Genomic DNA, 13609 nt, shown 5'->3' on the forward strand with positions numbered 1-13609 from the left:
CACCTTCACCTTCACGATGTCGCCGGGTTTCACGACGTCGCGCGGGTCCTTCACGAAAGTCTTCGACAGCGCCGACACGTGGGCGAGGCCGTCCTTAACACCGCGCGACCGCAGGTCTGCCCCTGGGCGGCACAGTCCGATGTGGACCATTCCGACTGCGACCACACCAGGCCGGTGGACCAGTCGTAGGTCAGAGCTTCCGGGTGCACGGCCCAGCAGGCCGCGGTCGCGGGGGAGCCGCACGAGGCCGACGCGCTGTGGGTGGTCGTCTGGGTCCAGAGCTGGCCGTTGAGCGTGGCGGAGCTGTGGGCCACGTACCACTTGCCGCCGTGGGAGAGCACGCCCTGCATGTTGCCGACGGAGCTGCGCAGCGCCTCGGTCGCGAGCGCGGTGCCCGAGGTGGTGGCGAGGAGGTAGTCCGTGCCGGTGGCGTAGCGGTAAAGGCGCCCGTGCAGCGACTGGTCGGCAAAGTACTCCGTGGTGACGACCGTGGCAGGCGAGGTGGTGCGATCCAGTGACATCGAGGAGAAGCACGGCACGCCCGCGTCCGAGGACATGCTGCACGTGCCCCCGGCGTAAGTGTAGTAGCCGATCTGCATCATCGCGTACTTGTACGTGTAGGCGGCGTACCCGCCCGAGGTCTTGCCGATCGCGTTCGAGGTGGTGTCGGTCATCTGCAGGATGTGCTTCGTGCTGAAGACCCGGATGGCCGTGGACGTGTTGCCGACCGCGGTGACGTAGATCTTGTCGCCGTACCACGCCATGCCGCCCAAGTGCGCCTTCGCGGCGGTGAAGCTCGAGCCGGTGCTGGTGGGCACGGCGAGGTAGACCATGCGGGTGGTCGGGGCCGCCGGCTTGTCGTAGTTGACGGCCATGATGCGGGCGTCGTCGTAGCGGCCGAGGGCGTCGGTGCTGTGCCAGCCGGAGAGGATGATCTTGTCGGCGCCCCACAGGCCGTCGTCGTCGGCGTCGCCGGAGGTCGTGATGCCCTGCGGGACCCACGTGGCGCTGTTCGCTCGATCGGTGTCCCAGCAGAACGCCGTGGTAGCGGCCGGTGTCTTCGGCAGCGCCGCTTTCTCGGCGCTGGTGCAGCCGGTGGTCGGGTAGCTGGGGTCGTTGACGACGGTGTTGAGGCTGACGTTGGGCAGCGCGTTGTCGAGCGCGGTGAGCGCGGCCGTCGGGGTGGCGTGCCAGACGAGGTTCTGCTTGGTCGTGGCCGTGAGCGGGTCGCTGTAGGCGGCGCCCGCGGTGGCCGGGATCGCCAGCGCGCCGGCGGCCACGGCGAGGACGAGCAGGAGTACTCGGAAAATTCGCATGCCGGCCATTTCCGCACGATTTTCGAGAACGTGTCAAATTGCTGGTCCGAACGAGTTTGTACGATTCTTGTACAATTCCTCGGTAGAAATACATTGGGCTCTTCCTCGGTGCTTTCGGGTCGACCTGGCGCCTGGCCGTGTCCCGGGGGCACGCCGAGGGGATTGGATGGGCGGATGCCCGGCGAAACCGCGCTGATCGCGCTCGGCACCGTGGCGGACCTGGGGGAGCGGGTGCCGGACGTCGCCCGGCTGTGAGGCGACCGTTTCGGCTGAAACCGTATCGACCGAGGTCGACTCCGGTACTCTGCGGCCATGACTGGGAAGTCGCGGGCGACCGATCGGCCCGGGGACGGCTCGCCGTTCGCGCTGGGGTTGTTGTTGCGGCGGGCGCACGCGCGGGTGGCGGCGACGATGACGGCGGCGATGCGACCGCACGGGCTGGACCTGCGGCATTTCGCCGTGCTGATCGTGCTGGTGGATCGGGGGCCGACGGCGCAGCGGGATCTGGTGGAGGCGACCGGGCAGGACAAGGCCGGGATCATGCGCGTCGTCGATGATCTGGAGGAGAAGGGGTTCGCCGTGCGCAACGCGGTCCCCGGGGACCGGCGGGTGCGGGAGGTCGAGATCACCGAGGCGGGGCTGCGGGCGTTCGACGCGGCGCACGACGACGCGGTCGCGCCGGCGCGGGAGCTGGTGGCGCACCTGCGGCCGGGGGAGCCGGCCAAGCTGATGGATCTGCTGACGCGCTTCACGTACCCGGAGTAGCCGGCAGCCACCGGGCCGCGAGGTCCTTCACCCACCCCGCGGCGAGCGCCGGGTCCTCGGGTGCAGCGGCGACGATCACGAGCTCGTCGACACCCAGTGCGGCGAGCGCCGGGACGTCCGAGGGAGCGGGGTCCCGCAGGGCGACGGCAATGTGCAGCTCCGAGAGATCACGGCCCTGCGCTCCGAGGAAGGCCAGGCGCTCGGCGACCTCGCGGACGTCGGCGAGGTTGAAGCCGTACCAGCCGTCGCCCACGGCGGCGGCGCGGCGCAGCGCCGGGTCGCTGTTGCCGCCCAGCAGGATCGGGACGGGGTGGGTCGGGCGGGGGTTCACGCGCACGGAGTCGAAGCGCACGAACTCGCCCGAGTAGGACGCGACCTCGTCGCGCCACAGCGTGCGCATCGCGGCCACGTACTCCTCGGTCCGCGCTGCCCGCCGGGCGAACGGCACCCCGAGAGCGTCGAACTCCTCGCGGGACCAGCCGATGCCCACGCCGAGCGTGAGCCGGCCGCCGGAGAGGGCGTCGAGGGTGGCGGCCTGCTTGGCGACGACGATCGGGTTGTGTTCGGGCAGCAGCAGGATCCCGGTGGCGACGCGGATGGTCGACGTGGCCGCCGCGGCGAAGCTCAGGCCGATCAGCGGGTCGAGCCAGTCGGCGGCCGTGGGCACGGCGATGCGGCCGTCGGCCGAGTACGGGTAGCGCGAGGTCGTGCGGTCGACCATCACCACGTGCTCGCCGGACCACAGCGTCGTGAACCCGCACGCCTGCGCCGTCACGGCGACCGCGTCGATCACGGCCCGGCGGGCGCCCGAGCCGATGCCCAGTGCGTGCAGACCGAAGCGCATCGGACCGGCCACAGTGCACCCGCTCAGCGCGGCGCCGGCGCGACGGCCGGCAGCCCGAGCGACGACACGCCGACCCACGTGCCGGCCACCTTCGGGTACTCGGCGCCGAACACGCGCCGCGCGAAGATCGGCTCGATGAGGCCAGGCGACGAGTCGACGACGCGGCTCGTGTACACCACGAGGTCGGCCGGGGTGGTCTCGGGGTTCAGGTGGTGAACGGTCATCGCGGGCTCCGGTGTGCCTCGGCGGCTGAGGGGCCGAGTGTGCGGCGCTGCGGCGCGGAGTGTCAACAGCGACGCAAAAAGTCCTCCCCGCCGGCAAGGCCCGGTGCACCGAATCGCCTGCCTACCACCGACTGCACCGCGGCTTCCGGTGAAACATCCGGGTCCGGACGTCTCGGCAGGCCCACAGCCGGGCGAGCGTGCCGGCGTCGATGGGTCGGACCACAAGAGCCGGCTGCGTCCGACCATCCACAGTGGAGCTAGGGCCGGCGCCGCCGGACCACTCCGCGGATCAGCAGCGGCAGGCAGATCGCCGCGAACAGCACCAGCGCCGCCCACGCGCCGAACCCGCCGAAGCCGCTGCCCTGGTACGACGTGGGCTCGGCGTTGCGCCAGTCGCCGGAGCCGCCGTTGGCCTCGGTCGCGTCGGGGGATTCCGACGACGGGCTGCCGCCCGCGGCCGACGAGCTCGTGGTGGTCGGCGCGTTCGAGGCGCCGCCCGTGTGGTTGTCGTTCGGACCGCCACCCGACCCGCCGTGGGTGAGCGCGTCGACGCCGCCGAGGTCCACGAACGGGTCCTTCGGTGCCGTGGATCCGGACCCGAGGCTGCCCTTGAACGTCGGGTTGTCGCAGTTGCCGGCGTTGAGCTGCTTGGCCGGCTTGCCCGTGAGGCGGGCGTTGGCGTTCATCATCTCCTGCGACAGGTTCGGCGGCAGCGGCGAGTACCCGACGCGGGCCATGTTGATCTGGCCGTCGCACGCGATGTGGTCGATGAACGCGGCCATCGTGTCCGTCTTGGACTGGTCCGGGTACCCGCCCTTGCACGTCGAGCGGCCCGAAGCACAGGGTGTCATGAGGTACGAGTACGCCGAGAGCGGGTACGTCAGCGGGTCGGGGTTGGTGTACACCCCGGACAGTTCCTGGCTCAGGTCCGGCCGCAGGTTCGCCTTCGTGAGCGCGGCCGCGATGTTGGCCGCGAACGGCAGCGTGTACTTGCCCGCCTGGTTCTCCACCCACGCGGTGGGCGCGTTGTACTTCTTGGCGTAGCCGAACTCGTCGTAGCCGATGGAGAACGGGATGCTGCCGTTCGACACCGTCTGCGCGATCTGGTCGGAGTCGGCGAACAGGCGGTAGAAGTCGGCGTCCGGACCGAGCGTCGGCAGCTGGATCGCAGCGACGGCGGATCTACGACCTCGTGGACCGCGAGCGGCACGCCGTGTTCGCCTACCACTTCCCGTTCCCCGGGCTCGGGCGCCTGCGCCGCGACGGCGAGGGCTACGCCTGGCTGCCCGCGGAGCCACCGCAGGGCTGAGGGCCTGGCGCCCCGCCGTCCGGGAAGGCGGACGGCGGGGGACACGGCGGCCGATCTTGCGGTGCCGTTCTCCGTGGGCCGGTAGGGTTCGCCCGACGCCGGGCCGCGCGGGCTCGCGCCGAGGAGGAGAGACCGTGACCGAGGGCGGCAGCACGACCACGACGGAGGGGCCGGCGGGCCGGGCGCGGCTCGCGCGGGACTCCGTGAAGCCGGCGGTGGTGGTCGGGGCGCTGGGTGTGGTCTTCGGGGACATCGGGACCAGCCCGATCTACACGTTGCAGACGGTGTTCAGCCCCAGCGACCCGCACCCGGTGCCGGTGAGCGCGCAGAACGTGTACGGGGTCGTGTCGCTCATCTTCTGGTCGGTGATGATCATCGTCACCGTCACCTACGTGCTGCTCGCCATGCGCGCGGACAACGACGGTGAGGGTGGCATCATGGCTCTCATCACGCTCCTGCGCCGCCGCGGCGGGCAGAGCCGGCGACGGGTGGCCGTGGTGCTGGCGGGGCTCGGCATCTTCGGCGCGTCGCTGTTCTTCGGCGACAGCATGATCACCCCGGCGATCTCGGTGCTCTCGGCGGTGGAAGGGCTCAAGGTCGTCGACGCCGGGTTCGCGGACTGGGTCGTGCCGATCACCGCGGTGATCATCGTGGTGCTATTCCTGGTGCAACGCCGGGGCACCGCCGCGGTCGGGCGGGTGTTCGGGCCGGTGATGATCACGTGGTTCACCGTGATCGGCGTGTGCGGCGTGACCGGGATCCTCAAGCACCCGTCGATCCTCGAAGCGCTCTCGCCCACGTACGCGCTGGGCTTCATGGTCGGCCACTTCGACATCGCGTTCTTCGCGCTGGCCGCGGTCGTGCTGTCGGTCACCGGCGCCGAAGCGCTGTACGCGGACATGGGTCACTTCGGCCGCCGCGCCATCACGCGCGGCTGGCTCTTCCTCGTGTTCCCCGCGCTGGTGCTCAACTACTTCGGGCAGGGTGCGCTGATCCTGGAGAACCCGGCGAACCTCAGCAGTCCGTTCTTCCTGCTCGTGCCCGGCTGGGCCCGGCTGCCGCTGGTGGTGCTGGCCACCGCGGCGACGGTGATCGCGTCGCAGGCGGTGATCACCGGCGCGTACTCGGTCGCTTCGCAGGCCGCGCAGCTCGGGTACCTGCCGCGGCTGCGGATCGCGCACACGTCGGAGACCGAGCGTGGCCAGATCTACGTGCCGTGGATCAACTGGGTCCTGATGATCTCGGTGCTCACGCTGGTGTTCGCCTTCCGCAGCTCGGCGGCGCTGGCCTACGCGTTCGGCATGGCGGTGACCGCGACGATCACCATCACCACGCTGCTGTTCTTGTACATCGCCCGCTCGAAGTGGCGCACCCCGGCGTGGCTGATCTGGGGCGGCGGTGGCGTGCTGCTGCTGGTCGACCTGCTGTTCGTCGCGGCCAACCTCACCAAGCTCGTGCACGGGGCGTGGCTGCCGCTGCTCATCGGCCTCACCGCGTTCACGGTCATGAGCACGTGGCAGCGCGGCCGGCAGATCGTCACCGCGGAGCGCAACCGGCGGGAAGGCTCGCTGCGCGAGTTCGTCGCCGAGCTCGGCAGCGGCCAGTCGCCGGTCCGGCGCGTGCCCGGCACGGCGGTGTTCCTCAACCGCGGTGCCGACAGCGCGCCGCTGGCCCTGCGCGCCAACGTGGAGCACAACCACGTGTGCCACGAGCACGTCGTGATCCTCTCCCTGGAAACCGAGCCGCAGCCGCGGATCCCGGACGCCGAACGCATCTCCGTCGACGCCCTCGGCTACGCCGACGACGGCATCACCCACGTCACGGCGCGCTTCGGCTACATGGAAACCCCCGACGTGCGGCGGACGCTGGCGCTCGTCGACCCGGCCGACACCGAGGGCCGCCTGCAGATCGACGACGCCTCGTACTTCCTGTCCAAGATCGAGCTCCGCCGTGGCGACGAGCCCACCATGGCGGCGTGGCGCAAGCGCCTGTTCATCGCCACGTCCTACATCACCGCGGACGCGGCGGAGTACTTCGCGCTGCCCCGCGAGCGGACGGTGATCATGGGGTCCCACATCGACGTGTAGGGCTTCCACCGGGTGGAAGAGTCCTTGCCCCACAATCGGTTTCGTGGTGCGGATTCCCTTGCGGGCCCGGTCTCGGGTACAACCTGAAGCCGGCGGCGCGGAAGGGGTCACTCGTGAGCGGTCGGCCGAGGGTGGTCGTGGTCGGAGGCGGGATCGGCGGTCTGGGGGCCGCGGCGTTCCTGCACCGGGCCGGGCTGGACGTGGTGGTGCACGAGCAGGCGCGGGCGCTGACGGAGGTCGGCGCGGGGCTCGTGGTCTCGCCGAACGCGGCACGGCTCGTGCGGGCGCTCGGGCAGTTCGACGTGTTCCGCGAGCGCGCCGTGCGGATGGAGGTGGGCTGGGAGTTCCGGCGCTGGAGCGACGGACGGGTCCTCTCGGCGCAGCCGCTCGGCGCCGGCGTCGAGGAGCGGTTCGGGGAAGCCTCCTACGTGGCGCACCGTGCGGACCTGCTCGACGTGGTGCGCCGCGCCGTGCCGGAGTCGGCCGTGCGGCTGGGCTCGAAGTGCGTCGAGGTGCGGGCGGGGGAGACCGAGGCCGAGCTGGTGTTCGCCGACGGCACCGTGACCACGGCCGACGTCGTGATCGGCGCCGACGGGCTGCACTCCACCGTGGCGCGGGCCTTCGGTGCCCCGGCCCGGCCGCGGTTCTCCGGCGTCTGCGCCTACCGGTGCCTGGTGCCCGCCGACCGAGCTCCGGAGTTCGCCTTGCGCCCGGCGCACACGTTGTGGCTCGGACCCGACCACCACCTGGTGCACTACCCGATCTCGGGCGGGCGCCTGGTCAACATCGTGGCCTTCGGCCCGGCGCACGACTGGCAGGTCGAGTCGTGGACGGCCGAAGGCGACGTCGACGACCTGCGGGCCGAGTTCGCGGGCTGGGCACCGCCGCTGACCGACCTGCTGGCCGCGGCGGACTCGACCGGTCGGTGGGCGCTGCTCGACCGCGATCCGCGCGAGAGCTGGAGCCGCGGCCCGATCACCCTGCTCGGCGACGCCGCGCACCCGATGTTCCCGTTCTTCGGCCAGGGCGCGGCCCAGGCCCTCGAAGACGCCGCGGTGCTGGCCGGCTGCCTCGCCGCGGATCTCGCCGACCCGCCGGCCGCACTGCTGCGCTACGAAGCGCTGCGCCGCCCGCGCGCCACGAAGCTGCAGGAGCTCAGCCGCGACCGCGCCCACACCAACCACCTGCCCGACGGCCCCGACCAGCGGGCTCGCGACGCCGCGTTCGCGGCTGACGACCCGTTGGCCCGGAATGCGTGGATCTACTCCTACGATGCCGACGTCGTGCTCGCGTCCTGAGTGGACGGCCGGTCGCCGGGCCCGGAACTCGTTGTGGGCCGGGGCCGCCAGTACAGTACGCGAATGGAGAACCTACGGCAGCAGATTCTCGCCGAGCTCGGCGTGAAACCGGTCATCACGCCGAAAGCCGAGATCCGGGAGCGGGTCGAGTTCCTCAAGGACTACCTGCGCGCGACCCCGGCCAAGGGCTTCGTGCTCGGCATCAGCGGCGGTCAGGACAGCTCGCTCGCCGGCCGGCTGTGCCAGCTCGCCGCCGAGGAGCTGCGCGAGGAGGGGCACGAGGCCACGTTCGTGGCGGTGCGGCTGCCCTACGGCGTGCAGGCCGACGAGGCCGACGCGCAGGTGGCCCTGGAGTTCATCAAGCCCGACCGGTCGATCACGGTCAACGTGAAGCCCGGCGCCGACGCCGTGGCCGCCGAGGCCGCGGCCGGGATGGGCGAAGCGTCCGGTCTGCGTGACTTCGTGCGCGGCAACATCAAGGCCCGCGAGCGCATGGTGATCCAGTACTCGATCGCCGGGCAGCTCAACCTGCTGGTGGTGGGCACCGACCACGCGGCCGAGGCCGTCACCGGCTTCTTCACCAAGTACGGCGACGGTGGCGTCGACATCGTGCCGCTGACCGGGCTGTCCAAGCGCCAGGGCGCCGCGCTGCTGCAGGAGCTGGGCGCGCCGCCGAGCGTGTGGGAGAAGGTGCCGACCGCCGACCTCGAGGACGACCGCCCGGCGCTGCCCGACGAGGTCGCCCTGGGCCTCAAGTACAGCGAGATAGACGACTACCTCGAAGGTCTCGACGTCACCCCTGAGGTCGCGCGGCGCGTGGAGTCGGTCTTCCTCGCGACGCGGCACAAGCGGACCGTGCCGGTCAGCCCGCTCGAGGACTGGTGGCGCGCCTGACCCGCGGGTGACGGGCGGCCCGCAGCCGCCCGCCACCCCTCACTTGGCCGCGGGTTCCTTCTGGATCTGAGCCTGCAGCGAAGGCCAGTACCGCAGCAGCGAGCTCGGGTAGTCCTGTCCCGGGAAGTACTGGTGGTAGAGCTTCAGGAAGGTACCGTCGTCGACCGCGGCCGCGAGCTGCTTGTCGTAGTCGGCGAGGAACCGGTCGAGTCCTTTCGGACGGCCATGGCCTCGCGCAGCGGGTTCTGCACCGAGACGCCGGTCTTGAGCTTTCCCGGGTGCTGGGCGAAGACGGTGATGGCCTGCACGGAGCTCACGATGAAGCCGTCGACGTTGCCGCCCAGCAGCTGATCGATGCCGGTGGCGTTGGTCTGCACGCTCACGATGGTCGCCTTGGGCAAGGTCTTCGCGGCGAAATCGGCCTGCGCGCTGCCGATGCCCACGCCCACCCGTTTGCCGTCGAGGTCGGCGACGGTCTTCACCGGTGAGTCGGCGCGCACCAGCACGTCGTTGGCGTCCACGTAGAACGGCGTGGTGAAGGCGACGTTGCGCTTGCGTTCCTCGGACATCGTGAGGTCGGCGATCATCATGTCGTACTGCCCGGCGGTGACCAGGGGCAGTCCGGCGCCGACGGTGGAGAGCTTGTAGGTGATCTTGAGGCCCATGCGCTTCGCGATCAGGTCGTTGAGGTCGATGAGCATGCCGGCCGGTTTGCCGGTCGCGTCGGGGGAGACGAACGGCGCGTCACCCTGCGGCACACCCGCCGTGATGGTGCCGGGGACCGCGAGGCCGTAGGGGTCGTTGGCCGCCGGGTCCCCACCGCCGCAGGCGGACAGGGCCAGCAGCCCGCCGGCCGCGAACACGGCGAACGCGGTGCTGAGTCTCGAACGCATCTTCTCAACTGCCTTTCCGGATCTGGTCTCTCAGCTGGGGCCAGGAGGTGAACATCTGGTCCGGGTGCGGCTCGCCCGGGAAGTACTCGTCGTGCCGGCGCAGGAAAGTGCCGTCGGTCATCGTGGTCGCGAGCTGGTCGCCGTAGGCCTCAGCCCCGCACCGACGCGCCTGCCGGCGAGACCGCCGGGCGCGACGGGTCGCGGCCGGGACCCGGTGCATCCGCAGAGCTGCCATAGCTCCCTCCAGGGCACCGGCCCGCGGGGGGCGGACTCGGTGGTTGGTATTTCTTATGCTCATAAGACCAGCATGTCAACTGCCGGGTGTGCGGTCGCGTCTGGTAGACGTCGAGGCATGGCAGACCTCATCGACCTGGCCGGCAGAGCGGTCATCGTCACCGGCGCGTCCTCCGGGATCGGCGCTTCGACGGCCCGGCGGCTGCACGCCGCCGGCGCCCACCCCGTGCTCGCGGCGCGCCGTGCCGATCGCCTGGCCGCGCTCGCTGACGAGCTCGGCGGCGCCCTCGCTGTGCCCACCGACGTGACCGACCCCGGTCAGGTGGCCGAACTCGTCGCCGCGACCCTCGATCGCCACGGCCGGGTCGACGGCTTGGTCAACAACGCCGGCGCGAGCCTGCACGGCCCGCTTGACGCGGTGGACGCCGGTGAGTTCGGCGAGACGTTGCGGCTCAACGTGGTGAGCCTGCTCGCCGTGACGCAGGCCGTGTTGCCGGCCATGCGCGGCCAGGGGTTCGGCCGCATCGTCAACGTCAGCTCGGGCACCACCCGGCGGGCCGCGGTCGGCGTCGGCGCCTACGCGGCGAGCAAGGCCGCCGTCAACATGCTCAGCTCCGTGCTCACCCGTGAACTCGCGGCCGACGGCATCGCCGTGTCGCTGCTGCTGCCCTCGATCACCGCGACGGAGTTCGCCGACGGCCGGTTCGTGCTCGGCGAGTCACCCATTCCGGGCATGGTCGTGCAGAGCCCGGACTACGTGGCCGGTGTGATCCTGCGCCTGCTGCGCACGGGTGAGGAGTCGTTCGACATCCCACACGGTGCCGAGCAACCGGAGCTGGCCCGCGTGCCGGTGTGATCGGTCCACTGTGGCCAGAGCCGTCCACAGCGGATCACTTCGCGCGCAGGGTCGAGGCCCGCACCACCAGCTCCGGCAGGTAGGTCACCTGCTGGTGCACGTGCCCGGGATCCGCCGTCTCCTGGATCAGCAGCTCCGCCGCCGTCCGCCCGAGGCGGTGGCGGGGCTGGCGCACCGACGTGAGCGGCACGGTCGCGGCCGCCGCGAAATCGATGTCGTCGTAACCCACGATGGCGAGGTCGTCGGGCACGGCGATGCGCAGCGCGGCGCAGCTGCGCAGGAGGCCCAGCGCCAGCAGGTCGTTGGCGCAGAACGCGGCCGTCGGGCGGGTCGCCGCGGGCAGGCCGGCGAGGCGCTGGCCCGCGTTGCTGCCGTCCTCCACGGTGAGCTGGGGCGTGGTGAGGTCGACGAGGTGCTCGGGGCCGAGGCCGGCCTCGGCCAGGGCCCGCAGCGCGCCCTCGCGGCGATCGCGGACCTGACCAAGGGTGTGCGGTCCGCCGACGAAGGCGATGCGGTCATGGCCCTGGTCGAGCAGGTGGCGCACCGCGATCTCGCCGCCGCGCACGTCGTCGACGGCCACGGAGCAGTGGTCGGCGCCGGGGCGGGTGCGGTCGACCACGACCACCGGGGTGCCGCGCCGGACGAGCTCGGCCAGCGCGGGGGAGTCGGGGTCGACCGGCGTGATGAGCACACCCTGCACGCGCTGCTGTTCGAGCCGGCTGAGGTAGGCGGCTTCGCGTTCGGCGAGGTTCGCGCTGTTGCACACGAACAGCGACAGGTCGTCCTCGGCCGCCGCGTCCTCCATGCCCGCGGCGACGTCGGTGAAGAACGGGTTGCGCCCGTCGAGCATCACGTAGGCGAGCACGCGGCTGTGCCCGGCCCGCAGCTGGCGCGCGGACTCGTTGCGCACGAATCCCAGCGCTGTCATCGCTGCCTCCACCCTGGCCCGGGTCTTCGGGCTCACGCGCTCGGGCCGGTTGAGCACATTGGACACCGTGCCCAGCGAGACGCCCGCCGCGGCGGCCACATCCTTGATCCCGGCCGCGCGGGGTGTGGGGGGCGCGACCTCGTGCGAGTCTTCCACTGCCGCTCCCTGCTTTGACTGCCGTGTCGACCGGCTGTGGTGACCGGCTCTGGTGACCGGCGCTGTCGACCGAATCTGTTGACCTCACGTGTTGAAACGTGACAATCGCGTATCGCCGCTTGAAAAACCGCGACCACGTCGAGATGTCGCTGCAACACCTTTTCCGTTGACTTCCCGTTCGAACGCATAGTAGCGTCACCGCGCCAGGTTTGTGAAACCTTTCAATCCCGGAGGTCGCGATGACGCGGCAGGAGCGCGACCGAGTGCCACTGCTCGAGGTTCGCGGGGTCACGAAGTCGTTCGGCGCGGTCGCGGCGGTCGCGGGCGTTTCGTTCCCCCTCTACGCCGGCGAAGCCCACGCGCTGGTCGGCGAGAACGGCGCGGGCAAGTCGACGATCGTGAAGATGCTGGCCGGGGTGCACCGGCCCGACACCGGGACGCTGCTCCTGGACGGCGAGGAGGTTGCGTTCTCCTCGCCCGCCGACGCGAAAGCCGCGGGGATCGCGGTGATCTACCAGGAACCGACGTTGTTCCCCGACCTCACGGTGGCCGAGAACATCGTGATGGGCCGCCACCCGCGCGGCCGGCTGGGGATGATCGACCGCGCGGCGATCCGCGAGGAGGCCGAACGGCTCTTCGCCCGCCTCGGCGTGCGCATCGACCCGAGCCGTCCGGCGCGCGGGCTGTCGATCGCCGACCAGCAGATCGTGGAGATCGCCAAGGCATTGAGCGCCGACGCGCGGGTGCTGGTGATGGACGAGCCGACCGCGGCGCTGAGCCTGGTGGAGGTGGAGCGGCTGTTCTCCGTGGCGCGAGCGCTGCGTGACGAGGGCGCGGCGATCATGTTCATCTCGCACCGGTTCGAGGAGATCACCGATCTGTGCCAGCGCGTGACGATCATGCGCGACGGGAAGCACGTGTCCACCGATGCGAGGGAGGACGTCACGGTCGACGAGATGGTGCGGCGCATGGTCGGGCGCGACCTCGACGCGCTTTTTCCCAAGCAGGACGTGGAACCCGGCGCCGTGGTGCTCGAAGTCGAGGGGCTGACGCGCGAGGGCGTGTTCCGCGATGTGTCGTTCTCCGTGCGCGCGGGCGAGATCGTGGCGTTCGCCGGGCTCGTGGGCGCCGGTCGGTCCGAAGTGGTGCAGGCGGTGTTCGGTGTGGACGAACGCGATGCCGGAGTGGTGCGGCTCAACGGGAAGAAGCTCAAGGCCCACTCGCCGCGCGCGGCGATGGCGGCGGGCATGGCGCTGGTGCCGGAGGACCGCCGCCAGCAGGGACTGGTGATGGACCTGTCGATCGAACGCAATGTGACGCTGCCGCGGGCGCGGGCGTTGTCGAAGCTCGGCCTGCTGTTGGGGCCTGGTGAGCGCCGCGAGGCGCTGCGCTGGACCGAGCGGCTGCGCACGAAGTACGGCCGGCTCTGCGACGCGGTGGGCACGTTGTCCGGTGGCAACCAGCAGAAGGTGGTGCTGGCCAAGTGGCTTTCGATGGCGCCGCGGGTGTTGATCGTGGACGAGCCGACGCGCGGCATCGACGTCGGCACGAAGGCCGAGGTGCACCGGCTCATGTCGGCGCTCGCGGCCGAGGGGGTCGCGGTGGTGATGGTGTCCTCTGAGCTGCCCGAGGTGCTGGGCATGGCCGACCGCGTGCTGGTGATGCGCGAGGGCCGGATCGTGGCGGAGATCCCGCGGACCGAGGCCGACGAGAACTCGGTGATGTTCGCGGCCATGGGACAAGGAGCCGCGGCATGAGGACTGCTTGCAGGTCCGAATCATCGAGCGCCACGCTCGCCGACGTGA

Annotated in this window: 13 protein-coding genes and 1 pseudogene; 6 read left to right on the forward strand and 8 right to left on the reverse strand. The window is 71.1% G+C overall.

Annotated elements, in window-relative coordinates; translation table 11 throughout:
* Together ACWEOE_RS38460 and ACWEOE_RS38465 are read right to left on the reverse strand one after the other, a co-directional pair.
* Positions 1-96 (reverse strand): annotated as a pseudogene (locus ACWEOE_RS38460) (S1 RNA-binding domain-containing protein); the annotation flags it as partial.
* On the reverse strand, positions 51-1325 hold the full coding sequence (locus ACWEOE_RS38465; protein ID WP_452018141.1) for a hypothetical protein: 1275 nt from the start codon (positions 1323-1325) through the stop codon (positions 51-53). The pseudogene ACWEOE_RS38460 and the gene ACWEOE_RS38465, both read right to left, overlap by 46 nt.
* Before the next feature lie 303 nt (positions 1326-1628).
* On the opposite strand from ACWEOE_RS38465, the gene ACWEOE_RS38470 reads away from it, so the two are divergent.
* The gene (locus ACWEOE_RS38470) at positions 1629-2081 is read left to right on the forward strand and encodes a MarR family winged helix-turn-helix transcriptional regulator (protein ID WP_452018143.1); all 453 of its coding nucleotides are present in this window, start codon (positions 1629-1631) and stop codon (positions 2079-2081) included.
* On the opposite strand, the gene ACWEOE_RS38475 is transcribed toward ACWEOE_RS38470, so the two are convergent.
* The 3 genes from ACWEOE_RS38475 to ACWEOE_RS38485 form a co-directional block, all read right to left on the reverse strand.
* Positions 2065-2937, reverse strand: a complete 873-nt coding sequence (locus ACWEOE_RS38475; RefSeq protein ID WP_452018145.1) for an LLM class F420-dependent oxidoreductase — start codon at positions 2935-2937, stop codon at positions 2065-2067. The genes ACWEOE_RS38470 and ACWEOE_RS38475 overlap by 17 nt on opposite strands.
* A gap of 11 nt (positions 2938-2948) precedes the next feature.
* Positions 2949-3149 (reverse strand): hypothetical protein, encoded by a 201-nt coding sequence (locus ACWEOE_RS38480; RefSeq protein WP_452018147.1) that lies wholly within the window; start codon positions 3147-3149, stop codon positions 2949-2951.
* Between the two features lie 257 nt (positions 3150-3406).
* The gene (locus ACWEOE_RS38485; RefSeq protein WP_452018149.1) at positions 3407-4240 is read right to left on the reverse strand and encodes a hypothetical protein; all 834 of its coding nucleotides are present in this window, start codon (positions 4238-4240) and stop codon (positions 3407-3409) included.
* Between the two features lie 352 nt (positions 4241-4592).
* Here ACWEOE_RS38485 and ACWEOE_RS38490 point away from each other — a divergent pair, with 352 nt between their 5' ends.
* The 3 genes from ACWEOE_RS38490 to nadE all read left to right on the forward strand — a co-directional run bounded on the left by ACWEOE_RS38490 (position 4593) and on the right by nadE (position 8737).
* On the forward strand, positions 4593-6545 hold the full coding sequence (locus ACWEOE_RS38490) for a potassium transporter Kup (RefSeq protein ID WP_452018151.1): 1953 nt from the start codon (positions 4593-4595) through the stop codon (positions 6543-6545).
* A 113-nt stretch (positions 6546-6658) separates the two neighbouring features.
* Positions 6659-7843, forward strand: coding sequence for an FAD-dependent monooxygenase (locus ACWEOE_RS38495; RefSeq protein ID WP_452018153.1), 1185 nt, complete (start codon positions 6659-6661; stop codon positions 7841-7843).
* 63 nt (positions 7844-7906) lie between these two features.
* Positions 7907-8737 (forward strand): ammonia-dependent NAD(+) synthetase, encoded by an 831-nt coding sequence (nadE, locus tag ACWEOE_RS38500; RefSeq protein WP_452018155.1) that lies wholly within the window; start codon positions 7907-7909, stop codon positions 8735-8737.
* Positions 8738-8880: 143 nt separating this feature from the next.
* On the opposite strand, the gene ACWEOE_RS38505 is transcribed toward nadE, so the two are convergent.
* Together ACWEOE_RS38505 and ACWEOE_RS38510 are read right to left on the reverse strand one after the other, a co-directional pair.
* On the reverse strand, positions 8881-9630 hold the full coding sequence (locus tag ACWEOE_RS38505; protein WP_452018157.1) for a substrate-binding periplasmic protein: 750 nt from the start codon (positions 9628-9630) through the stop codon (positions 8881-8883).
* 4 nt (positions 9631-9634) lie between these two features.
* A complete protein-coding gene (locus ACWEOE_RS38510; RefSeq protein WP_452018159.1) occupies positions 9635-9865 on the reverse strand; it encodes a hypothetical protein in 231 nt (76 codons plus the stop codon).
* Between the two features lie 117 nt (positions 9866-9982).
* Between ACWEOE_RS38510 and ACWEOE_RS38515 the strand changes: the two genes are divergently transcribed.
* The gene (locus ACWEOE_RS38515) at positions 9983-10720 is read left to right on the forward strand and encodes an SDR family NAD(P)-dependent oxidoreductase (protein ID WP_452018161.1); all 738 of its coding nucleotides are present in this window, start codon (positions 9983-9985) and stop codon (positions 10718-10720) included.
* A gap of 34 nt (positions 10721-10754) precedes the next feature.
* On the opposite strand, the gene ACWEOE_RS38520 is transcribed toward ACWEOE_RS38515, so the two are convergent.
* Positions 10755-11756 carry a LacI family DNA-binding transcriptional regulator gene (locus ACWEOE_RS38520; protein WP_452018235.1) on the reverse strand — a complete coding sequence of 334 codons (1002 nt, stop codon included), beginning with the start codon at positions 11754-11756 and terminating at the stop codon, positions 10755-10757.
* Between the two features lie 287 nt (positions 11757-12043).
* On the opposite strand from ACWEOE_RS38520, the gene ACWEOE_RS38525 reads away from it, so the two are divergent.
* Complete coding sequence (locus tag ACWEOE_RS38525; RefSeq protein WP_452018163.1) at positions 12044-13561, forward strand: sugar ABC transporter ATP-binding protein; 1518 nt, start codon at positions 12044-12046, stop codon at positions 13559-13561.
* Positions 13562-13609: the final 48 nt, after the last annotated feature.

It is taken from the genome of Amycolatopsis sp. NPDC004368 (assembly GCF_053602515.1).